At 67.3% G+C, this 24,594-nt stretch carries 24 protein-coding genes; 18 read left to right on the top strand and 6 right to left on the bottom strand.

Annotated features, from left to right (window positions below; all coding sequences use genetic code 11):
• Positions 1-106 precede the first annotated feature (106 nt).
• Genes PGN37_RS11370 through PGN37_RS11410 form a run of 9 tightly spaced genes read left to right on the top strand, consistent with a single transcriptional unit; the run spans position 107 to position 10,611 of the window.
• Entirely contained in the window at positions 107-1,096 is a 990-nt protein-coding gene (locus tag PGN37_RS11370; RefSeq protein WP_335331132.1) for an ABC transporter substrate-binding protein, read from the top strand.
• Between the two features lie 20 nt (positions 1,097-1,116).
• A complete protein-coding gene (locus PGN37_RS11375) occupies positions 1,117-2,631 on the top strand; it encodes a sugar ABC transporter ATP-binding protein (protein ID WP_335331133.1) in 1,515 nt (504 codons plus the stop codon).
• Positions 2,628-3,686 (top strand): ABC transporter permease, encoded by a 1,059-nt coding sequence (locus PGN37_RS11380; RefSeq protein ID WP_335331134.1) that lies wholly within the window; start codon positions 2,628-2,630, stop codon positions 3,684-3,686. The genes PGN37_RS11375 and PGN37_RS11380 overlap by 4 nt, the downstream gene beginning before the upstream one ends.
• Positions 3,683-4,678 carry an ABC transporter permease subunit gene (locus tag PGN37_RS11385; protein WP_335331135.1) on the top strand — a complete coding sequence of 332 codons (996 nt, stop codon included), beginning with the start codon at positions 3,683-3,685 and terminating at the stop codon, positions 4,676-4,678. The genes PGN37_RS11380 and PGN37_RS11385 overlap by 4 nt, the downstream gene beginning before the upstream one ends.
• Entirely contained in the window at positions 4,675-5,703 is a 1,029-nt protein-coding gene (locus PGN37_RS11390; RefSeq protein WP_335331136.1) for a LacI family DNA-binding transcriptional regulator, read from the top strand. Before PGN37_RS11385 ends, PGN37_RS11390 begins: the two co-directional genes overlap by 4 nt.
• Positions 5,700-7,367 (top strand): ribulokinase, encoded by a 1,668-nt coding sequence (gene araB / locus PGN37_RS11395; protein ID WP_335331137.1) that lies wholly within the window; start codon positions 5,700-5,702, stop codon positions 7,365-7,367. Before PGN37_RS11390 ends, araB begins: the two co-directional genes overlap by 4 nt.
• Complete coding sequence (locus tag PGN37_RS11400; protein ID WP_335331138.1) at positions 7,364-8,077, top strand: L-ribulose-5-phosphate 4-epimerase; 714 nt, start codon at positions 7,364-7,366, stop codon at positions 8,075-8,077. Before araB ends, PGN37_RS11400 begins: the two co-directional genes overlap by 4 nt.
• Positions 8,074-9,585 (top strand): L-arabinose isomerase, encoded by a 1,512-nt coding sequence (gene araA / locus PGN37_RS11405; protein ID WP_335331139.1) that lies wholly within the window; start codon positions 8,074-8,076, stop codon positions 9,583-9,585. Before PGN37_RS11400 ends, araA begins: the two co-directional genes overlap by 4 nt.
• Positions 9,586-9,600: 15 nt before the next feature.
• Positions 9,601-10,611, top strand: coding sequence for a zinc-dependent alcohol dehydrogenase (locus PGN37_RS11410; RefSeq protein ID WP_335331140.1), 1,011 nt, complete (start codon positions 9,601-9,603; stop codon positions 10,609-10,611).
• 3 nt (positions 10,612-10,614) lie between these two features.
• On the opposite strand, the gene PGN37_RS11415 is transcribed toward PGN37_RS11410, so the two are convergent.
• The 4 genes from PGN37_RS11415 to PGN37_RS11430 are packed head-to-tail and all read right to left on the bottom strand — an operon-like array spanning position 10,615 to position 14,900.
• Positions 10,615-11,475 (bottom strand): oxygenase MpaB family protein, encoded by an 861-nt coding sequence (locus PGN37_RS11415; protein WP_335331141.1) that lies wholly within the window; start codon positions 11,473-11,475, stop codon positions 10,615-10,617.
• 8 nt (positions 11,476-11,483) lie between these two features.
• The gene (locus PGN37_RS11420) at positions 11,484-12,638 is read right to left on the bottom strand and encodes a serine hydrolase domain-containing protein (RefSeq protein ID WP_335331142.1); all 1,155 of its coding nucleotides are present in this window, start codon (positions 12,636-12,638) and stop codon (positions 11,484-11,486) included.
• Positions 12,639-12,660: 22 nt separating this feature from the next.
• The gene (locus PGN37_RS11425; protein WP_335331143.1) at positions 12,661-13,995 is read right to left on the bottom strand and encodes an LLM class flavin-dependent oxidoreductase; all 1,335 of its coding nucleotides are present in this window, start codon (positions 13,993-13,995) and stop codon (positions 12,661-12,663) included.
• A complete protein-coding gene (locus PGN37_RS11430) occupies positions 13,992-14,900 on the bottom strand; it encodes a MetQ/NlpA family ABC transporter substrate-binding protein (protein ID WP_335331144.1) in 909 nt (302 codons plus the stop codon). Before PGN37_RS11430 ends, PGN37_RS11425 begins: the two co-directional genes overlap by 4 nt.
• A 116-nt stretch (positions 14,901-15,016) precedes the next feature.
• Here PGN37_RS11430 and PGN37_RS11435 point away from each other — a divergent pair, with 116 nt between their 5' ends.
• The 5 genes from PGN37_RS11435 to PGN37_RS11455 all read left to right on the top strand — a co-directional run bounded on the left by PGN37_RS11435 (position 15,017) and on the right by PGN37_RS11455 (position 19,093).
• The gene (locus PGN37_RS11435; RefSeq protein WP_335331145.1) at positions 15,017-16,012 is read left to right on the top strand and encodes a methionine ABC transporter ATP-binding protein; all 996 of its coding nucleotides are present in this window, start codon (positions 15,017-15,019) and stop codon (positions 16,010-16,012) included.
• Positions 16,009-16,722, top strand: a complete 714-nt coding sequence (locus PGN37_RS11440) for a methionine ABC transporter permease (RefSeq protein ID WP_335331146.1) — start codon at positions 16,009-16,011, stop codon at positions 16,720-16,722. The genes PGN37_RS11435 and PGN37_RS11440 overlap by 4 nt, the downstream gene beginning before the upstream one ends.
• Positions 16,719-17,621 carry a MetQ/NlpA family ABC transporter substrate-binding protein gene (locus PGN37_RS11445; protein WP_335331147.1) on the top strand — a complete coding sequence of 301 codons (903 nt, stop codon included), beginning with the start codon at positions 16,719-16,721 and terminating at the stop codon, positions 17,619-17,621. The genes PGN37_RS11440 and PGN37_RS11445 overlap by 4 nt, the downstream gene beginning before the upstream one ends.
• Positions 17,622-17,699: 78 nt before the next feature.
• Complete coding sequence (locus PGN37_RS11450; protein ID WP_335331148.1) at positions 17,700-17,927, top strand: hypothetical protein; 228 nt, start codon at positions 17,700-17,702, stop codon at positions 17,925-17,927.
• Positions 17,924-19,093 carry a N(5)-(carboxyethyl)ornithine synthase gene (locus tag PGN37_RS11455; protein ID WP_335331149.1) on the top strand — a complete coding sequence of 390 codons (1,170 nt, stop codon included), beginning with the start codon at positions 17,924-17,926 and terminating at the stop codon, positions 19,091-19,093. Before PGN37_RS11450 ends, PGN37_RS11455 begins: the two co-directional genes overlap by 4 nt.
• On the opposite strand, the gene PGN37_RS11460 is transcribed toward PGN37_RS11455, so the two are convergent.
• Both PGN37_RS11460 and PGN37_RS11465 read right to left on the bottom strand, forming a co-directional pair.
• A complete protein-coding gene (locus PGN37_RS11460; RefSeq protein WP_335331180.1) occupies positions 19,090-20,148 on the bottom strand; it encodes a fatty acid desaturase family protein in 1,059 nt (352 codons plus the stop codon). The two genes, PGN37_RS11455 and PGN37_RS11460, sit on opposite strands and share 4 nt — an antisense overlap.
• Before the next feature lie 68 nt (positions 20,149-20,216).
• Positions 20,217-20,873 (bottom strand): response regulator transcription factor, encoded by a 657-nt coding sequence (locus PGN37_RS11465; RefSeq protein WP_335331150.1) that lies wholly within the window; start codon positions 20,871-20,873, stop codon positions 20,217-20,219.
• Between the two features lie 101 nt (positions 20,874-20,974).
• Here PGN37_RS11465 and PGN37_RS11470 point away from each other — a divergent pair, with 101 nt between their 5' ends.
• From PGN37_RS11470 to PGN37_RS11485, 4 genes are all read left to right on the top strand, one after another.
• Positions 20,975-21,130, top strand: a complete 156-nt coding sequence (locus tag PGN37_RS11470; protein ID WP_164481790.1) for a DUF6131 family protein — start codon at positions 20,975-20,977, stop codon at positions 21,128-21,130.
• Positions 21,131-21,221: 91 nt separating this feature from the next.
• The gene (locus tag PGN37_RS11475; protein WP_335331151.1) at positions 21,222-21,806 is read left to right on the top strand and encodes a hypothetical protein; all 585 of its coding nucleotides are present in this window, start codon (positions 21,222-21,224) and stop codon (positions 21,804-21,806) included.
• Positions 21,803-22,366 carry a hypothetical protein gene (locus PGN37_RS11480; RefSeq protein WP_335331152.1) on the top strand — a complete coding sequence of 188 codons (564 nt, stop codon included), beginning with the start codon at positions 21,803-21,805 and terminating at the stop codon, positions 22,364-22,366. The genes PGN37_RS11475 and PGN37_RS11480 overlap by 4 nt, the downstream gene beginning before the upstream one ends.
• Before the next feature lie 229 nt (positions 22,367-22,595).
• Positions 22,596-24,578 (top strand): S8 family peptidase, encoded by a 1,983-nt coding sequence (locus PGN37_RS11485; protein WP_335331153.1) that lies wholly within the window; start codon positions 22,596-22,598, stop codon positions 24,576-24,578.
• The last annotated feature ends 16 nt before the right edge of the window (positions 24,579-24,594 follow it).

Here is a 24,594-nt window from a genome sequence, read left to right on the forward strand (position 1 = left end):
GCGTTAACATCTGCCCAGTGTAACGCCGGTCACATTGCTTCCGGTGTCGCCGATCCCCGCCGCATACGGACTTGACCTGGTCCGATGCACCTGTGAAGGAGTCCTCGTGAAGAAAATCCTCTCAGCGATGCTCGCCGTCGCAACAGCGGGCGTGCTGTCAGCCTGCGGCAGTGGACCGGCGCCCGGTAACGCCCCAGGAGGTGGCGGCGGGGCCGGCGGCCAGATCACCATGGGCTTCTCCCAGGTGGGCGCCGAAAGCGGCTGGCGCACCGCGAACACGACCTCGATCCAGGACGCGGCAAAGGCCGCCGACGTGAACCTGAAGTTCTCCGACGCGAACGGCAAGCAGGAGAATCAGATCTCGGCCATCCGGTCCTTCATCCAGCAGCGGGTCAACGTGATCGCGTTCAGCCCGGTGGTCCGCACCGGCTGGGACGCGGTGCTGCTGGAAGCCAAGAACGCCAACATCCCGGTGATCCTCACCGACCGCGCCGTCGACACCCAGGAGAAGGACGTCTACAAGACGTTCCTCGGCGCGGACTTCGTGCAGGAAGGTCAGTGGGCCGGCGAATGGGTGGTCAAGGAGTTCGCCAACGCCACGGGCCCGGTGAACATCGTCCAACTCGAAGGCACGACCGGCTCGGATCCCGCGCTGGAACGCAGCACCGGATTCAGCAAGGCGATCGCCGCCAATCCCAACTTGAGCGTGATCGCCTCGCAGACCGGTGATTTCACCCGATCGGGCGGCAAGCAGGTGATGGAGGCGTTCCTCAAGGCCAACCCGAAGATCGACCTGGTGTTCGCGCAGAACGACGACATGGCTCTCGGCGCGATCGAGGCCATCGAGGCGGCCGGCAAGAAGCCCGGTCAGGACATCAAGATCGTCGCGATCGACGCCACCCACGACGGTATGCAGGCACTGGCCGACGGCAAGATGAACTTCATCGTCGAGTGCAACCCGCTGCTCGGCCCGCAACTGATGGATCTGGCGAAGAAAGTCGTTGCCGGCGAATCGGTTCCGGCCCGCGTCGTGACCCCCGACCAGACCTTCGACCAGCAGCAGGCCAAGGCGGTCCTGCCCGAGCGCAAGTACTGACCGAGCACGTGCCTTCCGTGATGACCACAGCGACCGCCGACCCGGTCGTGCACATGCGGGACGTCTCGATCGACTTCCCCGGCGTCAAGGCCCTCGACGGCGTCGAGTTCCGGCTCCTGCCCGGTGAGATCCACGCGCTGATGGGCGAGAACGGCGCCGGGAAGTCGACCCTGATCAAAGCGCTCACCGGCGTCTACGACATCGACGCGGGCACCATCTCCGTCGGCGGTGTCGAGCAGCGGTTCAGCGGTCCGCGGCAGGCGCAGGACGCCGGGATCAGCACCGTGTACCAAGAGGTCAACCTCTGCCCCAATCTGACGGTGGCGGAGAACATCCTGCTGGGCCGCGAGCCGCGGCGCTGGGGCCGCATCGACTCACGGGCGATGAACCGCCGCGCCGCCGAGTTGCTCGCCGACCTCGACCTGACCATCGATCCACGGTCCACGCTGGGCGACCACCCGATCGCGCTGCAACAGCTCGTCGCCATCGCCCGCGCGACGGCGGTGTCGGCGCGGGTGCTGATCCTCGACGAACCGACGTCGAGCCTCGACGTCGACGAAGTGGCCGAACTGTTCCGGGTGATGCGGCGGTTGCGCGACGCCGGCACCGCGATCCTGTTCGTCTCACACTTCCTCGACCAGGTGTATGCGATCTCCGATCGGATGACGGTGCTGCGCAACGGCCGCCGTGTCGGCGAGTACGAGACGGCGACGCTGGACCGTGTCACGTTGATCTCGGCGATGCTCGGTCACGAGCTCGCGGTGCTCGACGAGATCGCCGACAGCGAAGGGTCTCCTCGCAGCGACGACGTGGTGCTCAGTGCCCGCGATCTCGGCCGGTCGCCAGCACTGCACCCGATCGATCTCGACGTCCATCGCGGCGAGGTCGTCGGGCTGGCAGGGCTGCTGGGTTCGGGCCGAACGGAATTGGCACGCCTGCTCTTCGGCGCCGACCGCGCGACCAGCGGGCAGATCTCCGTCGACGGCCATAAAGCCGCGGTGCGCTCACCGCGCGCCGCGATCGCTCAGCGCATCGCGTTCTCCTCTGAGGACCGCAAGGGCGAGGGCATCATCGGTGACCTCTCGATCCGCGCCAACCTCGTCCTCGCCCTGCAGGCGCGGCGCGGGTTCGCCCGGCCGCTGTCCCGCGCCGCCACCGACGACCTCGTGGACCGCTACATGGAGGCGCTCGACATCCGGCCGCGCAATTCCTGGCTGCCGGTGAAGAACCTCAGCGGCGGCAATCAACAGAAGGTGTTGCTGGCCCGGTGGCTGATCACCGAACCACAGCTGTTCATCCTCGACGAGCCCACCCGCGGCATCGACGTCGGCGCCAAGGCCCAGATACAGAAGCTGATCGCCGACCTGGCCGCCGACGGCATGGGAGTGGTGTTCATCTCCGCCGAGCTCGACGAGGTCGCCCGCATCAGCGACCGGATCGCGGTCCTGCGCGAGGGCCGCTGCATCGCGCAGGTCGACAACGAATGCACCGTACGGGAATTGACGTCCCTCATCGCCGGGAACGGTGCGTCGTGATCAAGAAGTTCACCGCCTCCCCCCTGCTGTGGCCCGCGCTGGCGCTGCTCGCCTTGCTCGTCGTCAACGTGATCCTCACGCCCAGCTTCTTCAGCATCCGCGTGCAGGACGGCCACCTGTTCGGCAGCCTCATCGACATCCTGCGCAACGGCGCCCCCACCATGCTGGTCGCGCTCGGGATGACGTTGGTGATCGCGTCGCGCGGCATCGACCTGTCCGTCGGTGCCGTCGTCGCGGTCAGCGGCGCGCTGGCGTGCGCGCACATCGCCGCCTCCGGCGATCCCGGCAGCGTCGGAACTGTGCTGGGCGCCATGGGGATCGCCCTCGGCGTCGCCGTCGTGCTGGGGCTGTGGAACGGAGCGCTGGTGTCGGTGTTCGGGGTGCAGCCGATCATCGCCACGCTGGTGCTGATGACCGCTGGCCGCGGCGTGGCTCTCCTGATCACCGACGGGCAGATCGTCACCACCGAGAGCGCACCGTTCAAAGTCCTGGGGGCGGGCTTCGCCCTCGGCCTGCCGGTCGCGATCCTGGTCAGCCTGGCGGTATTCGCGCTCGTCGGATTGCTGACCCGCCGCACTGCACTCGGAATGCTGCTCGAATCGGTCGGTATCAACCCCGAAGCCAGCCGGCTCGCCGGGGTGCGGCATCGGTCGATTGTCTTCGCGGTGTACGTGTTCAGTGCGCTGTGTTCCGGCATCGCGGGGCTGATGATCGCCTCCAACATCTCGGCCGCCGACGCCAACAACGCCGGGCTGTGGATCGAGATGGACGCCATCCTCGCCGTCGTCATCGGCGGCACCTCGCTGCTCGGCGGCCGGTTCAGCCTGACCGGAACGATTCTGGGCGCGTTGATCATCCAGACACTGACCACCACTGTCTACACCGCCGGCATCACCCCGGAGACCACGTTGGTGTTCAAAGCGCTCGTCGTCATCGCGGTGTGCCTGCTGCAGGCACCGAAGTTCCGGGCGCTGCTACGACGGAAGCGCACGGGCCGACCCGCAACCCCGGCGCCGATGACGGTCCGCAGCGCCGAGCCGGTGGTGACGCGATGACCGTCACCACTGCACGGCCCGGCACGCTCGCCGGGCTCGCCCGCTACGCGCGCGGCCGCTACCTCTCCCCGCTGGCCTCGCTGGTGCTGTTCGTGGTGATGTTCGTCGCCGTCGTCACCCGCTTCGACTTCGCCAGCCCCACCCAGGTGTTCCTGAACCTGTTGGTGGACAACAGCTATCTGATCGTGCTCGCGGTGGGTATGACGTTCGTTCTGCTGACCGGTGGCATCGACCTCAGCGTCGGCTCGGTGGTGGCGCTGTCCACCGTGATCGTGGCGACGACGCTGCGCGCGGGCTGGCCCACCCCGCTCGCGCTGGCCGCCGTCCTGATCGTGGGCCCGCTCCTCGGGCTCGCCATGGGTCTGGTCATCGAGTACTTCGACGTGCAGCCGTTCATCGTCACCCTCGCCGGCATGTTCCTGGCGCGCGGCCTCTGCTACGTGATCAGCGTCGACACGCTGCCCATCGACGATCCGGTCATGCGCGCCATCGGGCTGAACTACGTCTACCTCTACGAGGACAAGTTCATCCGCTGGACGGTGGTCATCGCGCTCGTCGTCGTCGCGGTCGCCGCCTACACGCTGCACCAGACCCGGTTCGGCCGAACGGTGTACGCCGTCGGCGGGAACCGGCAGTCCGCACAGCTGATGGGCCTGGGCGCCTCCCGCGCCCGCATCGGCGTCTACGCCATCAGCGGATTCTGCGCGGCGCTGGCCGGACTGCTGCTCGCGATGCAGAAACTCTCGGGCTACAGCCTCAACGGCATCGGCCTCGAACTCGACGCCATCGCTGCCGCCGTCATCGGTGGCGTATTGCTCTCCGGCGGTGTCGGATTCGTGCTCGGCTCGCTGATCGGCGTCCTCGTCCTGGGCACCATCGGCACGTTCGTCACCGCGGCGAACCTCGACTCCTACTGGACCCGCATCATGACGGGGGTACTGCTGTTGATATTCGTCCTGGTTCAACGACTAGTGGTGAGGAAACCCGGATGAGCACCCAGCCCACTCCCCCGACGGCAGGCAAGCCGGTGATGGCCGACGTCGCACGCCTGGCGGGCGTCAGCCACCAGACGGTGTCCCGGGTGATCAACGGATCGGCGAGCATCCGCCCCGCAACCAAGGCCCGCGTCGAGCAGGCCATCGAGGAACTCGGCTACCGGCCCAACACCGCGGCCCGCGCACTGGTGACCCGCCGGTCGGGGATCATCGGAATCGTCGGCACCAACAGCGCCCTCTACGGCCCGTCCAGCATCCAACGCTCCGTGCAGGAAGCCGCTCGTTCCGCCGGGTACTTCTCGAGTCTGGTCCCGCTGGAAGAAGTCACCCTCGAGACGCTGCGCGACGCGCTGGACCACCTCACCCGCCAGTCCGTGGAGGCGATCGTGATGATCGCCGCCCAGGAGGACGCGCTGGAGGTCGTGCACTCCGCCGACGCCCGCCTACCCCTGGTCGTGGTCGAGGGCGACCTGTCCGGGCGGGGCCTCAGCGTCGGCGTCGACCAGATCGGCGGCGCCCGCCAAGCCACCGCGCACCTCATCGAGCTCGGCCACACCGCGATTGAACACGTTGCCGGACCGCTGAACTGGACCGAGGCCAAGGGCCGGCAGACCGGCTACGAGCAGGCCATGCGGGACGCCGGCCTGACGCCGCGCCCGCCCTGTATAGGGGACTGGACCCCGGCGCGGGGCTACGAGATCGGCCGCGAGCTCGCCCGCCGGGACGACGTCAGCGCGGTCTTCGTCGCCAACGACCAGATGGCGATCGGCGTCCTGCACGCACTCGCCGAAGCCGGACGCTCCGTACCCCGCGACATCAGCGTCGTCGGATTCGACGACATCCCCGAAGCCGGCTTCCTGATCCCTGCGCTCACCACCATCCGCCAGGACTTCCACGCGATCGGGCGGCGTGCCATCGACCTGGTGATGGCGACGCTGGAAGGGTCGAGCGCCAACGTCCCGCTCCTTCCCCCCGAACTCATCGTCCGCGCCAGTACCGCACCGCCGAGGGAGTCTTCGTGAGCAGTGAGAAATACACGGTAGGAGTCGATTTCGGCACTCTGTCCGGACGCGCGCTGGTGGTGCGGGTCAGCGACGGCCACGAGATGGCCAGCGCCGAACACCTGTACCGCCACGCGGTGGTCACCGACACGCTGCCCGGCGGCACCGACCGGCTGCCCCCGCAGTGGGCACTGCAGGTGCCCAGCGACTACGTCGACGTGCTGCGCACCGCGGTCCCGCAGGCGGTCTCCGCGGCGGGTATCGATGCGGCCGACGTCATCGGGATCGGCACCGACTTCACCGCCTGCACGATGGTTCCGGTGCGCGGCGACGGCACCCCGCTGTGTGAGCTCGCCGCGTTCGCCGACCGCCCGCACGCCTACGCCAAGCTGTGGCGGCACCACTCCCCTCAGCCGCAGGCCGACCGCATCAATACCGTTGCTGCAGAACGCCAAGAATCGTGGCTTCCGCGCTACGGCGGACTGATCTCCAGCGAGTGGGAGTTCGCCAAGGCCCTGGAGATCCTCGACGAAGACCCACAGATCTACGCCGCGATGGACCACTTCGTCGAGGCCGCCGATTGGATCGTCTGGCAGCTCTGCGGAACCTACGTCCGCAACGCGTGCACCGCGGGCTACAAGGGCATCCGGCAGGACGAGCGCTATCCCTCGCGGGAGTTCCTGGCGGTGGTGCGCCCGGAGTTCGCCGACTTCGTCACCGACAAACTCGACCACCGCATCGGCCGACTCGGCGACAGCGCCGGATCGCTCACCGCGCAGGCCGCCGCGTGGACGGGTCTGCCGCAGGGCATCCCCGTCGCGGTCGGCAATGTCGACGCGCACGTCACCGTCGCCGCCGCCGATGCCCTCGATCCCGGCTCGCTGGTCGCGATCATGGGCACGTCGACATGTCATGTGATGAATTCCGACGTGCTGCGTGAAGTACCCGGAATGTGCGGCGTGGTTCTCGACGGGATCAGCTCCGGCAGTTGGGGTTACGAGGCCGGACAGTCCGGGGTCGGCGACATCTTCGGCTGGTTCGTCGACAACTGCGTGCCCGAGAGCTACCAGAGCGAGGCCCGGCGCCGTGGCCTCTCCCTGCACGCGTACCTGTCCGAGCTGGCGGGTCAGCAGCGCGTCGGTGAGCACGGGCTGATCGCACTGGACTGGCACAGCGGAAACCGTTCCGTCCTAGTGGATCACGAGCTCTCCGGCGTCATGGTCGGGCAGACGCTGGCGACCACGTGCGTCGACATGTACCGGGCGCTGCTGGAAGCGACCGCGTTCGGCACCCGCATGATCGTCGAGACGTTCGTGCGCAGCGGCGTTCCCGTCAACGAACTCGTCGTCGCCGGCGGCCTGCTGAAGAACAGCCTGCTCATGCAGATCTACGCCGACGCCGTCGGACTGCCGCTGTCGGTGGTGCCGTCCCCGCAGGCACCCGCACTCGGCTCCGCCATCCACGCCGCCACCGCGGCCGGCGCGTTCCCCGACGTGCCCACCGCGGCCCGACAGATGGGGCGTCGAATCCGCAACGCCTACACCCCGATTCCCGCCAACGTCGCCGCGTATGACCAGCTCTACCGCGAATACGTCGCCGCTTACGAGTGGTTCGGCCGCGGCAACGGCATGATGCGGCGGCTGCGCCGCATCGGCACCCCCGAACCCGTAGGAGTCCTGTCGTGACGATCACCTCCGACATCGACCAGGCGATCGCCGACCTCCGCCGTCAGGTGTGCGATCTGCACCGTCACCTCACCCAGTACGAACTGGTGATCTGGACGGCGGGCAACGTCTCGGCGCGGGTTCCCGGTCGCGACCTGATGGTCATCAAACCCTCAGGGGCTGACTACGACTCGATGACTCCCGCGGACATGGTGGTCTGCGACCTGTACGGCACCCTCGTCGACGGTGAACTGTCCCCGTCGTCGGACACCGCCGCCCACGCCTACGTGTACCGGCACATGCCGCACGTCGGCGGGGTCGTGCACACCCACTCCACCTACGCCACCGCCTGGGCCGCACGCGGGGAACCGATCCCGTGTGTGCTGACGATGATCGCCGACGAGTTCGGCGGCGACATCCCCGTCGGACCGTTCGCCCTGATCGGTGACGACTCCATCGGCCGCGGCATCGTCGAGACGCTGCAGCACAGCCGATCTCGTGCCGTCCTGATGCGCAACCACGGACCGTTCACCATCGGGAGCACCGCCCGTGACGCGGTCAAGGCCGCCGTGATGGTCGAAGACGTCGCCCGCACCGTGCACATCAGTCGCCAGCTCGGTGCGCCTCCGGTGATCGACGCCGACGACGTCACCGCGCTGTTCGAGCGCTACCAGAACGTGTACGGCCAGCCCGGCCGCGCACAGGAGACCTCCGAGGAGACCCTGCGATGATCGCGTCCCGACTCGTCACCAGCCAGGTGTGGCTGGTCACGGGCAGCCAGTCGATGTACGGGCAGGAGATCCTCGACCAGGTCGCCGAGCAGTCCCGCCAGATCGCCGAGCAGCTCGACGCGGGTGCGGAGGTCCCCGTCGAGGTCCGCTGGCTCCCCGTCGTCACCGACAGCGACCAGATCGCCCGCGTCTTCGCCGAGGCCAACGCCTCCCCCGAGTGCATCGGCGTGATCGCGTGGATGCACACCTTCTCGCCCGCGAAGATGTGGATCCGGGGACTGAAGGCACTCACCAAGCCGCTGCTGCATCTGCACACCCAGTTCGGTGTCGAATTGCCCTGGCAATCCATCGACATGGATTTCATGAACCTCAACCAGGCCGCCCATGGTGATCGCGAGTTCGGCTACATCCAGACCCGGATGTCGCATCCGCGCAAGACCGTCGCCGGGCACGTCAGCGATCCGCGCACACGCCGCCGCGTCGGCAACTGGATGCGCGCAGCCCTCGGGCACGCCGAGCTGTCGACACTGAAGGTCGTCCGTTTCGGCGACAACATGCGCGGTGTCGCCGTCACCGAGGGGGACAAGGTCGAGGCCGAAGCTCATTTCGGGGTGTCGGTGGACACCTACGGCGTCAACGACCTGGTCCGAGTCGTCAACAACATCAGTGACGCCGACGTCGACAAGCTGGTCCGTGAATACGCCCACACCTACCGGGTAGCCCCCGAGTTGCTACCGGGTGGGGATCGGCACACCTCGCTGCGGGTCGGCGCACAGATCGAGCTCGGTCTGCGGAAGTTCCTGCAGCAGGGCGGCTTCCACGCGTTCACCACCAACTTCGAGGATCTGGGCGGGCTGCGGCAGCTGCCGGGCCTCGCCGTGCAGCGGCTGATGGCCGACGGCTACGGCTTCGGCGGCGAGGGCGACTGGAAGACCGCGACGATGCTGCGCACCATCAAGGTGATGGGCGAAGGCTTACCGGGCGGCACCTCCTTCATGGAGGACTACACCTACGATCTGACACCGGGGCGCGAGCGAATTCTCGGCGCGCACATGCTGGAGGTCTGCCCCAGCATTGCGGCCGACGTGCCGACACTGGAAGTGCACCCGCTCTCGATCGGGGACCGCGACGACCCGGTGCGGCTGCGCTTCACCGCCGCGCCGGCCGACGCCGTCATCCTCGGGATCTGCGACATGGGTGACCGTTTCCGGTTCGTGGCCAATGAGGTTCGCGTCGTCGAACCCACCGCGGAGCTGCCGAAGCTGCCCGTCGCCTGTGCGGTGTGGGAGCCGCTGCCGAACTGGTCGACCTCGGCCGAGGCGTGGCTGATGGCCGGCGCGCCGCACCACACCGTGCTGACCACGGCGGTGGACACCGAGACGTTCGAGGACTTCGCCGAGATGACGGGCACCGAGCTGTTGGTCATCAACGAGGGAACCACGGTCCGCGACTTCCAGAACGCTCTCAAGTGGAACGGGGTGTATCACCATGTCGCCGGCGGACTCTGAGGCGGCGGTGCGCTGATGCTCGCCGCGCGTCTGCACGGGATCGGTGATCTGCGGGTCTACCGCGAACTCGATCCCGACGAACCTCCGCCGGGCTGGTCGCTGCTCGCGGTCACCTCGGTCGGCATCTGCGGCTCGGACCTGCACTGGTTCAGCGACGGCGGCATCGGGGAGAACCGCATCGAACGCCCCGTGGTACCCGGACATGAATTCGCCGCCGTCGCGCTCACGGGGCCGCTGGCCGGCCGCCGGGTCGCCGTCGACCCCGCAATCCCGTGCCAGAACTGCGAGATGTGCACGGCCGGATTCCACAACCTCTGCCCGACAGTGCAATTCGCGGGTCACGGCACACTTGACGGGGCCCTGCGGGAACACCTGGTGTGGCCGGACCATCTGCTGCACCCGCTGCCCGACGAACTCAGCGACGACGCCGGCGCGCTGCTCGAACCCCTCGGCGTCGCCGTCCACGCGGTCGGCGTCGCGCACGTGCGGCCGGGGATGGACGTCCTCGTCGTCGGCGGCGGACCGATCGGTGTGCTCACCGCGCAGGTGGTGCGCCGCGCGGGTGCGCGCCGCGTGTTCGTCGTCGAACCGCTCGCACATCGACGCGCCACCGCTCTGCAGTGCGGCGTCGACGCCGCCTTCGCGCCCGAGGTCGCCGACGGCGAAATCATCGAGGCCACCGAGGGCCGCGGTGTCGACGCGGTGATCGAGATGGCCGGCACCGACGCCGCGATCGCCACGGCCGTCGCCGCGTCCCGGCCCGGTGCCCGGGTCGCGCTCGGCGGCATCCCGTCGGAGGACTCGTCGTCGTTCCCGGCGGCCGCGGCCAGACGCAAAGGCCTGACGTTCGCGATGGTGCGGCGGATGAACGACACCTACCCGCGAGCCATCGAGTTGGCCACCAGCGGAATCGACCTCGACGCGATCGTCAGTCAGCGCCGGTCGCTCGCCGAGGTTGCCGACGCGTTCACCTCGGCGGCGCAACGGTGCGGGGACAAGGTCGTCGTCACCGTGTCGGGTAGCTAGAGGTCACCCCGCGTTGGCGGACATCGCCCACCGGATGCCGCCGACGAGCACGTGCCCCGCCGAGCGCACGACCGTCGCCTCGGCGGGCGGGAAGTACGGCAGCCACAGCGGTCCGCGCGCCCATCGCGGCAACATCGACACCGCCGCGGCCGCGAGCGCGGCGTACGGTGCGCGCGCGAGGATCGGCAATGGCGGGGTCAGCAGCAGGAACCGGGCGGCATCGCGGGCGGCTGCCGTGCCGGCCAGCTCGGGCCGGTACGCCGAAAGGCGTTCAGCCACTTCCGCTTCGGTGCGGGGCGGGTCGATGACGCCCAGCCTGGCGGCCACCTCCGCGGTGTCGGCCACGTATCCGTCGCGGCCCGCCTGGTCCAGCGGAGCCGAACCGTAGAGCTGATGTGCCCGCAGGAAACTGTCGACCTCGGCGATGTGCACCCACTCCAGCAGGTGAGGATCGGTCGCCTCGTAGGACCGGCCGTCGGGCGCGACCCCGCGCACGCGGCGGTGGATGCCGCGCACCTTGTCGACGACGCGCTGCGCGTCGTCGGCCGGACCGAACGTCGTCACCGCCAGGAAGGTGCTCGTCCGCGCCAGCCGCCCCCACGGGTCACCGCGATAATCGGAATGCTCGGCGACCCCGGCCATCGCCAGCGGGTGCAGCGACTGCAGCAGCAGCGCCCGCAGACCGCCGACGAACATAGACGCATCCGCGTGTACCTGCCGGATCGGCCGATCCTCGGCGAACCAGCGCGGACCGGGCGTCTCATGGATGCGGGCACGGTTTTCCGGTCCCTCCGGACCGGCCACCATCCCGAACAGAGCGCTGCCCATCCGCGTGCGGACGGCCCCCAGGTCGTACAAAGCCATACCCCAGGCTACGGGCTGCCGGCGGCACCGAGTTCTGCATAGACCGCGGCCTCGAAGCCGAGGATGGTCCCCACCATCGCCTCGTCGAAGAACGGCAGTACCTGCGTCGCGATCACCGCGGCGATGCCTGCCGTGCGATCGATCCAGTAGAAGCTGTTGAACAGGCCCGACCAGTCCGCCGAGCCGGCGCTGCGCATCCCCGGCAGATCGGTCAGATACAGGTGGAATCCGAGGCCCCAGCCCTGCGGCACATCCAGCACCGCGACCGGGTTACTCAGCTCGGGGACGGTCGACACGAGCTCTTTCGGCAACGTCGCCCCGTCGAGGTGGTCGCGCAAGGCGAGCTCGACGGTCTCCTCGGCGAGGATGCGGGTGCCGTCGAGTTCACCGCCGTTGAGCCAGGCCCGCACGAACCGCCCGTAGTCGGCGATCGTCCCGTAGGACCCGTGCCCGGCGGCGTCCCACTCCGGCGCGGCCGGCAGGTCGAGGTCGGTCGCGACCAGGTTGCCGTCCGGCGTGCGGAAGCGGATGGGCAGCAGCCGCGCGCGTTGCGCATCGGTTGGGTCGAACGTCGTCTCCGTCATCCCGAGGGGGCCGTAGACATGCTCGGCCAGGTAGGCGCTCAGCGACTGACCGCTGACGGCCTCGATGACAAGGCCCAGCCAGTCGGTGTTGACGCCGTACTCCCAGACGGTGCCGGGATCGTTGATCAGCGGCGCGCTGAGGCTGCGTTTGGCACCCTCGAGCGGATTGGGGAAGTCGTGTTCGGTGCAGAACGTGAACAGCTTCTCGTTGGTGAAGTGGTAGCCGCAGCCGGCCGTATGGGTCATCAGGTGCTTGACGGTCGGCTGCGTCGCCGGTGCCCGCAGGATCGGCTCCGCGCCGTCGAAACCGTCCAGCACCTGGAGCTCGCCGAACTCGGGCAGGATCGACGCGACGGTCGCGTCCAGGGCCAGCCGCCCCTGCTCCACGAGCTGTAGTGCCCCTGTGGTGGCGACAGCCTTGGTCATCGACGCGTTGCGGAACATCGTGTCGGGCTTGGCATCTCCGGCCGCGTGCTCGTAGAGAACGCCCTCACGCCCCACCACCGTCGCGGCGACGCCGTGCAGTTGGCCGCTCCCCGTCACACCGTCCAGCAGTTCGTCGATCCGCTCGAATCCCATGCCGGCCATCATGGCACGCGCGCTACACCGCGCGGGCGAGGTTCCGATCCGGTACCCGCGCCAGGCCCAGGTGACCCCGCAGCGTGGTCGACGTGTACTCACGCCGGAACAGGCCTCGATCGCGCAGGATCGGCACCACGTGGTCGACGAACAACTCGAGGCCCGACGGGAACACGTCGGGCATCAGGTTGAACCCGTCGACCGCGCCCGCGACGAACCACTCCTCGATCGCGTCCGCGATCTGCTCGGGTCCCCCGACCACCAGACGGTGCCAGGTGATCACCCGGTCCAAGAGCTCACGCACCGTCAACGACTCACGTCGTGCCAGGTTGACCACGATGTCTCGTGCGCCCTGCGACCCCGAATCGGTCACTGCACCATCGAGCAACCACTGCGGCAGCGGCCGATCCCAATGCAGTTCCGCCGGATCGACCGACAACTGGCCGGCCAGATGAGCCAGCCGACGCTCCCCTGCGAGCTCGTTGAGTTCGTCGTTGCGTCGCCGCGCCTCTGCCTCGGTACTGCCCAGCACGAAGGACAACCCGGGCATGATCCGAACAGCATCACGTGGCCGACCATATGCGGCTGTCCTGGAACGGATCTCGCTTGCGTTGCGCAGCGCGTCGGGCAGGGACGCCTGCGCGGCGAACACCCCGTCGGCATAGCGGGCGGCCAAGTCCAGTCCGCCCGGCGAGCCGCCGGCCTGGAAGAGCACCGGATGCCCTTGCGGAGACCGGGGAAGCGTCAACGGCCCGTCAACGGAGAAGAACTCGCCGCGGTGGTCGATCGTATGGATGGCACCGGGCCGGCTGAACGCACCGGACTTCTTGTCGGCCAGCACCGCGTCGTCGTCCCACGAATCCCACAGTGCGCGAACCACGTCGATGAACTCGGCAGCCTGCCGGTACCGCTGATCCCTGTCCGGTTGGCCCCCACCACCGAAGTTGTTCCACGCGTACGGGTCACTGCTGGTCACCACGTTCCACGCGATCCGGCCACGGCTGAGGTGATCCAGCGAGGCGAAGCGGCGCGCCAGGTTGTAGGGCTCATCGAACGACGTCGACACCGTGCCGATCAGCCCCAGGTGTGTGGTCGCCGACGCCAGCGCCGACAGCAGCACGATCGGGTCCAGTGCCAGCGGCGGCGACACCAGCGGCTCGTCGGGCTTCTGGAACAGCGACGGACTGTCGGCCAGGAACAGCGCGTCGAGTGTTCCGCGTTCGGCGATCCGGGCGACCTCTACCCAGTAGGACAGGTCGGTGAACCAGTGCGGATCCGCGCCGGGGAACTGCCACGCGGCCGGGTGCATACCGTCGGAGAGGACATTGACGCCCAGATGCAGCTGCCGTCGCGTCACGCCGGATCACCGGGTAGCGCGAGCTTCTTCACCTCGGGATCGGTGGCGATGAACTGCTGCACCCGCGGATCCTTGAATGCCTTGATCAGGTTCTTGACGTTCTCGGTGTCGACGTAGTCGCTGCCCACCGTGAGCACCGAGGCGAACTCGTCCGGTGACTTCGGCGCGTAGATCAGCTTGTCCTCGCTGACGCCGGCGGCCAGGAACGACTCGGCGTAGCCGACGATCGCGTCGAGGTCGGGCAACGCCCGAGGCTGCGCACCGAAGTCCAGCAGCGTGAACTTCAGATTCTTCGGATTGGCGACGATGTCCTTGGTGGTCAACGCGGTGATATCGGCGTCGGGCCGCAGTGTCACGAGCCCCGCCTGGGCGAGGTACCAGATGCCCTGCGCGTTGTTGGCCGGATCGGCCAGCAGCGACACCGTGGCACCGTCCGGAAGGTCCTGCGGTGTGCGGTATTTGTCCGACCAGATGCCGAACACCCAGTGGAAGAACGGGCCGGTGGCGGCCTGCTCCTTGAAACTTGGATTCGCGTCGAGCACCTGCTGCAGCCAATGCCGGTGCTGGAAGATGGTGCCGGCGTAGCGCCCGTCGCTGATCGCCTGGTTGATCTGGGTGCTGTCGCCGAGCCCGACCGCGCCGACCTTGACGTCGTAATCGGGCGCGATGTTGGCGGCGATGTAGTCGATGATCGCCTTCTCCGCCGGGTTGGAGTCCAGGTACACCACGTCGAGCGTCGCGCCAGCCGTCTCGTTCGCCGACGTCGTACCGCCGGAGCGCTGGACCACGAAAAAGACTGCCGCGCTGACGATCACGATGACGGCTACCACCACATAGGGCCAACGGCGACGTTTCTTTATGGTGAAACCGTGTGGCTGCGCCGCAACCGACTCATCGATGCTCATGCGTCCAGTACTGTGCGGCATGATCGGCACCGCGCACAGGGTTGCGATCACCGCGATCCGCTCACCCTGAGCGCAAAGGTGTGCTGCACCGGCGCGCTTTGACACCGTTCGCCCCCATGATCGAGTTGACCGAGCTGACCAAGGTCTACGGCAGTGGCGAACACCGAACCGTGGTGCTCGACCGCATCACCTTCCGGGTGGACGCCGGGGAGATATTGGCCGTCGTCGGGCCCAGCGGGGCAGGCAAGAGCACCTTGGCCGAGTGCATCAACCTGCTCACCCTGCCGACGTCGGGCTCGGTCGTCGTCAACGGCGACGACCTCACCACGCTGTCCGCCCAGAAGTTGCGTGTCGCGCGACGGCGCATCGGCACCGTGTTCCAGTCCGCCGGTCTCTTCGAAAGGCGCACTGCCGCAGAGAATGTCGCACTGCCCCTGGAGTACCTGGGGGTCACCGCGGCGGAATCGAAGAAACGGGTGGCCGAACTGCTCGACCGGGTCGGCCTCTCCGACAGGGCCAACCACTATCCGTTCCAACTCTCCGGCGGGCAGAAGCAGCGCGTCGGTATCGCCCGCGCGCTGGCGTTGCGACCCTCGGTGCTGCTCTCCGACGAAGCGACCGCAGGACTGGACCCGACCACCACCGAGTCGGTCGTTGACCTGCTCCGCGAGCTTCGTGACGATCTCGATCTCTCGATCGTGTTCATCACCCACGAGATGGACACCGTGCTCAAGATCGCCGACTCGGCGGCCCGCCTAGACCACGGCAGTATCGTCGAATCGGGCCGTCTGGTGGACCTTCTCACCGATCCCGGATCGCGACTGGGCGCCGCGCTGCGACCTCAGGGGGTGTCCAGCGACGCCGCCGTCGGCCAGCGGGTGCTGCAGGTGGTGTACGACTCGCCCAGCGTGCCCAGCGACTGGATCGCCCGCGCCAGCGCCGATCTCGGCGCACCGATCGCGATCCTCGGTGCCTCCGTACAGCAGGTCCACGGCGTCACCGTCGGCTCGGCCACCCTCGGCATCCCCGTCGAACTCTCCAGCCGGGCCGCCGACGTGCTGGCCCGCTACGGACTGTCCACCGGTGAGGCGTCGCTGCGGGGCGCAGCGTGACGCACGCCCTGCTGGCCAACGCCAAGGTCCCGGTCAACGAGTTGCCCGGCCTGCTGTTCCCCGCGCTCGTCGACACCCTGATCATGGTCGGCATCGTGATGACGATCGTCGTCCTCGTCGGTGTGCCACTCGGAGCGCTGATTCACAACCTCGCTCCCGGCGGCCTCTTCGAGAACCCGGCGCTGCACACGGTATTGAGCTGGATCATCAGCATCGGCCGCTCGCTACCCTTCCTGATCCTGATGGCCGCGATCATGCCGTTCACCCGGTTCATCACCGGCACGAACATCGGCATCGCGGCCGCCGTGGTGCCGATGTCGCTGGCCGGCATCGCATTCTTCACCCGCATCGTCGAGAACTCCCTGCGGTCGGTCCCGCCGTCGGTCGTCAGGGTCGCCCGCGCATCGGGCGGATCGCGACTGCAGATCATCCGCACTGCACAACTCAACGAGGCCGTGCCGTCGATCCTCGGCGGGCTGACCATCAACATCATCGCGATGATCGAGTACTCCGCGATCGCCGGCACCATCGGGGCGGGCGGGATCGGTTACGTCGCAGTCACATACGGATATCAGCGGTTCGATCAAGGCGTCATGTTGGCCACCATCGTGATTCTCGTGGCGACCGTCGCCGCCGTTCAGCTGATCGGCGACGCTGCGGTCCGCTTCACCACCCCCCACGCCCGCGCGAAAGGAACCGTCACCGCATGACCACCACCGAGAACCAGGTCGACACACCCGACGACCACGGATTCGACCTCAAGAAACGTCCCCGTTGGATCTGGCTCGCGGCCGGGCTGGTCGTCGTGATCGTCGCCGTGGTCGCGGGGCGGTTCTTCTTCTTCGGCGACACCAAGTCGGCCAACGAGATCCCCGGCGCGACACTGGTCGTCGCGACCAACGAGGGCAACGCCGCCGAGCAGGCGCTCATCGAGTACATCAGCCGCGAGGTGGCGCCCAAGCACGGCATCACGGTGGCATTCCGCGGTCTGGCCGACAGCAACACCATCAACCGGGCGGTCAGCGACGGTGAGGTGGCGGGCACCATCTACCAGCACAAGCTGTGGCTGGGCCAGGTGCTCGAGGCCAACCCCGACTTCCGCGAGGAGGCCGCGACACCCGTCTTCCGCTGGGGATTCGGCATCTGGTCGGACAAGTACACCGACGTCAACCAGCTTCCCGACGGAGCCAACATCTCGCTCTACTCCGACCCCGCCAACGAGGCGCAGGGCCTGTGGCTGCTCGAGCGGGCAGGCCTGATCACGCTCAACCCGGCGGTCGACAAATGGACCGCGACGCAGAAGGACATCGTGGGCAACCCCAAGAATCTGAAGTTCACGTTGCTCGACTTCGCGGCGCAGTCGCGCTCGCTGCCCGATCTGGACGCGGCAGTGGGTTACACGGAGTACTACCTGGCTGCCAAAGTTCCTGTCCAGCAGCAGATCTTCGCACCTCCGGCTCCCGACGAGTTCGCGGGGCAGCTGACCATCGGCAGCCGCTGGGCCGATACCGACAACGTCAAGAAGCTGGTCGCGACGTTCAAGGATCCCGCGGTGCAGCAATTCCTGGCGACCGATCCCAGCGTCAAGGGCATCCTGCTACCGCTGTGAGGGTACGGCCGGCCACTGTTTGACAGCTTTACGATTGCGGCGTGTACTGATCTCCCTTCCAGCAGATCTGAGATCCCCATGTTCTCCGTCGTCAAGTCCCGGCTGCTCACGCTCCTCGAAACCGGCGCAAAGGCGTCACGCCGGGTGCTGACGGGCGTTCGCCCATCCACCAGCCGCTCGGCCGATGCGCGCCGAGCTGCCACGCACCTGCGCGATCAGGAAGCGTTCGTCGAACTTGGCCGCGACACCAAACTCGAACACCAGATCCGAGCGGACGACGCGCCCCACCGCAAGGCCGCCGAGTGACCGAACATTCCGATTCCTCAGCGTTGTCCCTCGGCGTTCTCGCCACCTCGCGCAAACCCGACGAGCGTCGCCTACCCATACACCCCGACCACTTCGCACGGATCGATCCGTCGATCCGGGACCGGATCTTCGTCGAGCACGGCTACGGGTCCCACTTCGGCGCCACCGACGAGTCCCTCACCGATGTGGTCGGTGGTCTCCGGACCCGAGAGCAATTGATCGCCGAGTGTGACGTCATCCTGCTGCCCAAAGTCGAAGCAGAGGACCTCGGTGAATTTCGGGAGCGCCAGATCGTCTGGGGCTGGCCACATCTCGTGCAGAACCCCGATGTCACACAGGCGGCCATCGACCGACGGCTGACGATGATCGCCTTCGAGTCGATGAACCATTGGAACGCCGACGGCAGCTACGCGCTCCACGTGTTCCACAAGAACAACGAACTCGCCGGATACAGCTCCGTGCTGCACGCGCTCTCCCTCATCGGCATCACGGGGAACTACGGTCGGCGCCTCAGCGCGGCGGTCATCGGCTTCGGCGCCACGGCGCGCGGCGCCGTCACAGCGTTGAACGCACACGGTGTCGACGAGGTCCGCGTGCTGACCAACCGCGACGTCGCCGCTGTGGCCGCACCCATCCCCTCCACCCAGATCCTCCAGATGGGCCACGACGACGACGCCGCACCCGAGGAGACATGGGTCGACACCGGAGAGGACGGCGTGATCCCCGTCGCGAAGCTGCTCGCCGACCACGACATCGCGGTCAACTGCGTCCTCCAGAATCCGACCAGCCCGCTGGTCTTCGCTACCGACGACGACCTGGCTGACTTCACGCCCGGAAGCGTGATCGTCGACGTGTCCTGCGACACCGGCATGGGTTTCAGCTGGGCCCAGGCCACGTCATTCGCCGATCCACTTCGACTGCTGCCCAATGGCATTCACTACTATGCGGTCGACCACAGCCCGTCGTACCTGTTCAACTCCGCGACGTGGGAGATCAGCGAGGCGCTGCTCCCGCATCTGGAGACAGTCCTGGGCGGGCCCGCCAAGTGGGAGGACAGCAGCACGGTGCAGCGTGCCGTGGAGATGCGCGACGGCGTCGTGCTCAACGACGAGATCCTGTCGTTCCAGCACCGCGACGACACCTATCCGCACGCGCGAAAGAGCTAACCCCCGTTTGGCATCGACAGCCGGTGGATCACTCGCAGCGTCGACACGTACTGATGGGTGAGTGAACCCGTCAGGTAGGGCAGGTCGTACTTCTCGCACAACGGCCGCACCCGGGCGGCGATCTCGGCGAGCCGGTTGCTGGGCAGGTCGGGGAACAGGTGATGCTCGATCTGGTAGCAGAGGTTCCCGCTGGCGAACCCGAGGAACCGGCCGGCTGTGAAATTCGCGGTCGCAAGCATCTGCCGCAGATACCACTCCGCCCGCGTCTCGGTATCGAGGACATCGGCGGTGAACTTCTGCGTGCCGTCGGGGAAGTGGCCGCAGAAGATGACGACGTACGCCCAGAGGTTGCGCAACAGATTGGCGACTGCGTTCGCGCACAGGGTTCTGCGCCAGCGCCGCATGCTCACAGCGGGCCACAGCAGGTAGTCCTTGGCACCCTGGCGGACGATCTTGTGCAGGACCTCCCTACCCTGCGCTCTCCATTCGGCCCGCGACCGCCGCTGATCCAACCCGTGCAGAGCGACGCCCCACTCGAATGTCAGAGCGAGAAGAACATTCTGCAGCGGCTGCAGGAGATGCTTTCTCTGCCAGGGCTGTTCGGGCGTCACTCGCATGGCGCCGAAGCCCAGATCGTCGTCCTCGCCGATCACATTGCTGAACACGTGGTGACGGAAGTTGTGCGACGATCTCCAGTGCGACGAGACCGCGACCATGTCCCATTCCCAAGAGCTGGAATGGATTTCGGGATCGTTCATCCAATCCCATTGACCATGGGACACGTTGTGCCCGATCTCCATGTTCTCGACGCTCTTGGCGAATCCCAGGGCCGCGGTGCCCGCTACCCAGCCGACCTTCGATCGGGACGCGGCGATGACAAGCCGCGCCGCCACGTCGAGGGTGCGCTGGAACATGATGGTGCGCCGGATGTAGGCAGCGTCGCGGGCGCCGAGCGATTCCTCGATGTCGGTTCGGATCGCATCGAGTTCCTCGCCGAGATTGGAGATGTCCTGCGGCGAGAGGTGGGTGTAAGCGGCGATGTCGGTGATGGCGATGAGCTGTCCTCGATTGTTGTCGGGGCCATATGACGCACAGCCGTGCCCCTACCCTACCCGCGGATGCGTTATGGCCCACCCTTCCAATGTTCGATGCGGTGATGATCGGGCAGGAACCCGTGCCGCGTCCCCCACAGCACCGCCTGCGTGCGGCTCTGGACGTCGAGCTTGCGATACAGCGACCGGATGTAGGACTTCACCGTATTCGGACTCAGGTAGGTCAAGCGCGCCACGTCGGCGTTGCTCTTTCCCTGCGTGATGAGCGCCAGGATCTCGGCCTCGCGGTCGCTGAGGCCCTCGCCGCGACCGGGCCAGTCGTTGCCCGGAGCGGGACGGCTGCGCGGGGGTGTCTCGCTGAACACCGTCTCTCCGCTGTGCACCGCCTCCAAGGCGGACACCAATTCGCGCGCCGGCAGAGTCTTCGACAGGTATCCGTGCGCGCCGCGCTCTCGCGCGCTGGCTACCAGGTCAGGATGAAAGTTCCACGTGTACACCACAACTCGGCGTGCACGAGGGTTGGCGACCAGGACGCCGATCTCCTCGTGGTCGGACTCCGGTTGGGCGAAGCTGTCATACAGCGCGATGTCGACGGTGTCCTTCAGCGGCGTGGTGGCGTCGAGCTCGGCGACCACGACGCGATCCCGGTACGGCTCGAGCATGTTGGCCACGCCTTGGACGACGACGTCGTAGTCGTCGATCAGAGCCACGGTGATCGGCTCGGGCACCGCGCCGACATTACCCCCTTAGGGGTGTACCGCCACACCCTTGAGGGTGGTCGACTGAACATGGTCTGAACGGCCGAAACTCCACTACGGAAGGTTCGATCATGATCATTCTCGGCATCATCGCCGTCATCGCGGGGCTCCTGCTGAAGATCTCGATTCTCACCACGATCGGGGTCGTCCTCCTCGTCGTCGGCGTCGTCCTCGCGGTCCTCGGGTCGGCAGGACGAGCGGTCGGCGGTCGCCGCCACTACTTCTGACCTCTGACCTGGGCATGCGTGGCGTGGATCACAAACTGACGTTTGCGTAGACGGCGCCACGGCTACCCGACGTGCACGAAAGGAGTTCGAAATGCCTACCTGGCAATGGATTTTGATCGCCGCAGCAATCATCGCGGTGATCGTGCTCGTGGTGCTGGCAGTGCGTTCCGGCGGCGGGCGCAAACGCAGTGAAGAGCTCAAGCAACACTTCGGGCCGGAGTACGACCGGACCGTCGAGCGCACCGGCGATCCCAAGGCGGCGGAGAAGGAACTGGCCTCGCGGGCTCGCAAGCGCGACAAGCTCGACATCGTCGCGCTCACACCCGTCGCACGCAACGATTTCGAGCATCGATGGGTGCAGGTGCAAACCGAGTTCGTCGACGACCCTGCGAGGGCCGTCGGCACCGCGGACCTGCTCGTCACCGAGGTGATGCGCCAGCGCGGCTACCCCGTCGACGATTTCGAACGCCGCGCCGCCGACATCTCCGTCGACCACCCCCACATCGTCGAGAACTACCGCGCAGCACACAGCGTGCACACCGCCCAGGAGCGCGGCGAGGTCAACACCGAACGGCAGCGGGAAGCTTTCGTCCACTACCGCGCACTGTTCGAACGACTTCTCGACACCACCGACAACGGACCTTCTCAAGACACCTCGAAGGAGGCGCGCGCATGACCACCCACGATCAGCACACCGATGTCTACGACAACCAGGGTTCCGACCCGTCCCGCGAGTTCGCGGGGAACCCGAATCACGTTCCCGAGGATCAGGTGGCTCCGATGCGGAACGAGGGCGCCGCCACTCAGAACCCAGGTCCGCCGACCGCGCCCATGGATCCGAACCTTGCGACTGGCGTTCAGCAGCAGGATCAACGTGGGCAGCACGAGCAATCCGATCTGTCCAGCCACTCGGGCCATGGCACCCCTTCGGCACACGAATCCCATTCCGGTCACGAGAACGACTCGGACGCAGGCCTTTTCGCACATGATGAACTGGCCGGGCTGCGTGCCCGGTGGGATGCGGTGCAGGCCAGCTTCGTCGACGATCCGAAGGACTGCGTGCAGAAGGCCGACGGCCTGGTTGCGGATCTGGTGCAGCAGCTGACCACCGGGTTCGACCACGCGCGGTCCCGGCTCGAAGACCAGTGGAGCCGCGGAGAGCAGGCGTCGACGGAGGACCTGCGGGTCGCGCTCAAGCGCTACCGCAGCTTCTTCGAGAGGCTGCTCTCGGTCTGAGACAGCACACAGACAGGAGGCGGCGGGCACCTTTCCGAGACGGAAAGTGTCCGCCGCTTCTGTCGTTCGCGGACACATGCGGCGAACTCAGGTAGTGCACTACTCGGGACATCGGGTGCAGGCGTGCGCACGATAAAGCCCATGACAGCGGAGCCGGCGGAGTATTTTCCAACCCGGGTCGGCGCAGCGGCGTCGAGCGGTACGGCACCGAACCGGGGAGGGTAGTGCCATGGGCGACGATTCCCTCACCGACGACTCCGTCCCGCCGTCGCAGGAACGCTCCTGGCAGGCCAGAGCGTTGTGCGCGGTCCGGGCGCTCGAGGACCACGATCAGCCCACGACGGGCACCCGGATCAAGGAAATGGTCGGCGCGAGATTCGCGGCCGTCTTCCTGCCGGCCGATCGGCTCTACGAGGGCACGCGGCCTTCGTGGGAGTCGCGCATCGACGAGGCGCTGTCGTCACTCGTGACGGAGAAGCTGCTCCGCCGTCCGAGGGCCTCGAAGGGGGCTGACCCGACATGGGAGACCACCGCAGCGGGCAGAGACCGAGCCGATGCCGACTGCGCTCTCGGAAATCTCGTGGCGGAGGAGACCGGGCCCGTCGCCGAGCCCATCACGTCGTCCGGGCCGGTGATGGCCGGTGTGGTCACCAAGCCTCTCCAGAACAAGATGCCGCCACCCGCCGACCACACGCCCGTCATCGGCATCGCAGGGCCAGCCTTCACGGTGGAGTACGCGGGCCGCATCCCCTTCGCGACCGCCGACGAGGAGAACGCCTCGGGCTCGCCGAAGCCGGTGATGATCGAACTGAATCTGCAGTACGGCGTAGGCACTGGGTCGGAGCCGAGAACCGGCGTCGCCGGAGCGATCGCCCGCGTGCAGCAGCTGTGGGAACTGGTCGGGGCCACGGGCACACCGCTTGTGGTGGCCGATCAATACATGTCCGGTGACCTCAGCGATGAGCAGGTGAAGAACATCGTCACCGCGGACTCGGCCGGTGGCGAATGGCCGCAGCGGGCCATCTTCCGAATCTGGCCGGATTTTCCCATTCACCCACAGATCGACGCATCCGGCGTCACCGTGAAAGCAACCACTGCCCAACGTGCCTTCGCCGCGTACGGCCAGGGAATCGTGTGGGCCGTCATCGACTCCGGAATCGACGGAAGCCATCCCCATTTCCAGGGCGATCACACCCTCGACGACCCGTCGGTGGCCGATCTGCATCACGACTTCGTCTCCAACGGCGACGATCCGGCCCTCGCCCTGATCGACGAGGACGGACACGGCACACACGTCGCCGGGATCATCGCCGGCGGCCTCCAGAAGTGGAAGCACGGCGACGAGAAGCGGCATGCGCTGGCTGTGGAGAAACGCCAGAACAACGGTTCCGCGGGAAGCAACGACCCCATCCTGGTCCCACGGTGCGTCGACATCGAGCTGCTCAATGGCGTTGCGCCGCTTGCCAAGCTCGTCAGCCTGAAGGTGCTGAGCAAGTACGGTGACCTGACCGCGCGGACCGCCCGGGTGATCGCCGCGCTGGCCTATGTGCGCCAAAAGAACGACGAGGCAGGGAAACTGACGCGCATTCACGGGGTGAACCTGTCGCTGGGGTACGGGTTCCTCGCCGACTGGTTCGGGTGTGGGCAGAGCCCGCTGTGCCTCGAGGTCAACCGTTTGGTGTCCTCCGGTGTGGTGGTCGTGGTGGCGGCCGGTAATTCCGGCTACGTGACGCTGAACGCGACCCAATCCGATGTGACGCAGTTCAGCGCGGGCGTCACGATCAACGATCCGGGTAACGCGGAGAAGGCCATCACCGTCGGCTCGACCCACCGCGAAGCGCCACACACCAATGGCATCTCGTTCTTCTCCTCGCGCGGGCCCACCGGCGACGGACGTCCCAAGCCCGATCTCGTGGCGCCCGGGGAACGCATCACATCGGCCGCGGCCGGGAAGAATCTCGCAAGCATCCGCAGTGCCAAGTTCCCCGATTTCGAGGACGCCGCCGTGTACATCGAGGACAGCGGGACGAGCATGTCCGCCCCGCACGTCTCGGGTGCGATTGCGGCATTCCTGTCCGTGCAACGCGAATACGTGGGCAAGCCCGACGAGGTCAAAGAGATCTTCATGTCGTCGGCGACGTCGCTCAACCGCGACCGGTACTTCCAGGGCGCCGGGTTGGTCGACCTGATGCGCGCTCTGCAGACCCCCTGAGCCGAGAAAGAGAGCA

This window comes from Mycobacterium kyogaense, from assembly GCF_036946525.1.
Lineage (GTDB): Bacteria > Actinomycetota > Actinomycetes > Mycobacteriales > Mycobacteriaceae > Mycobacterium > Mycobacterium kyogaense_A.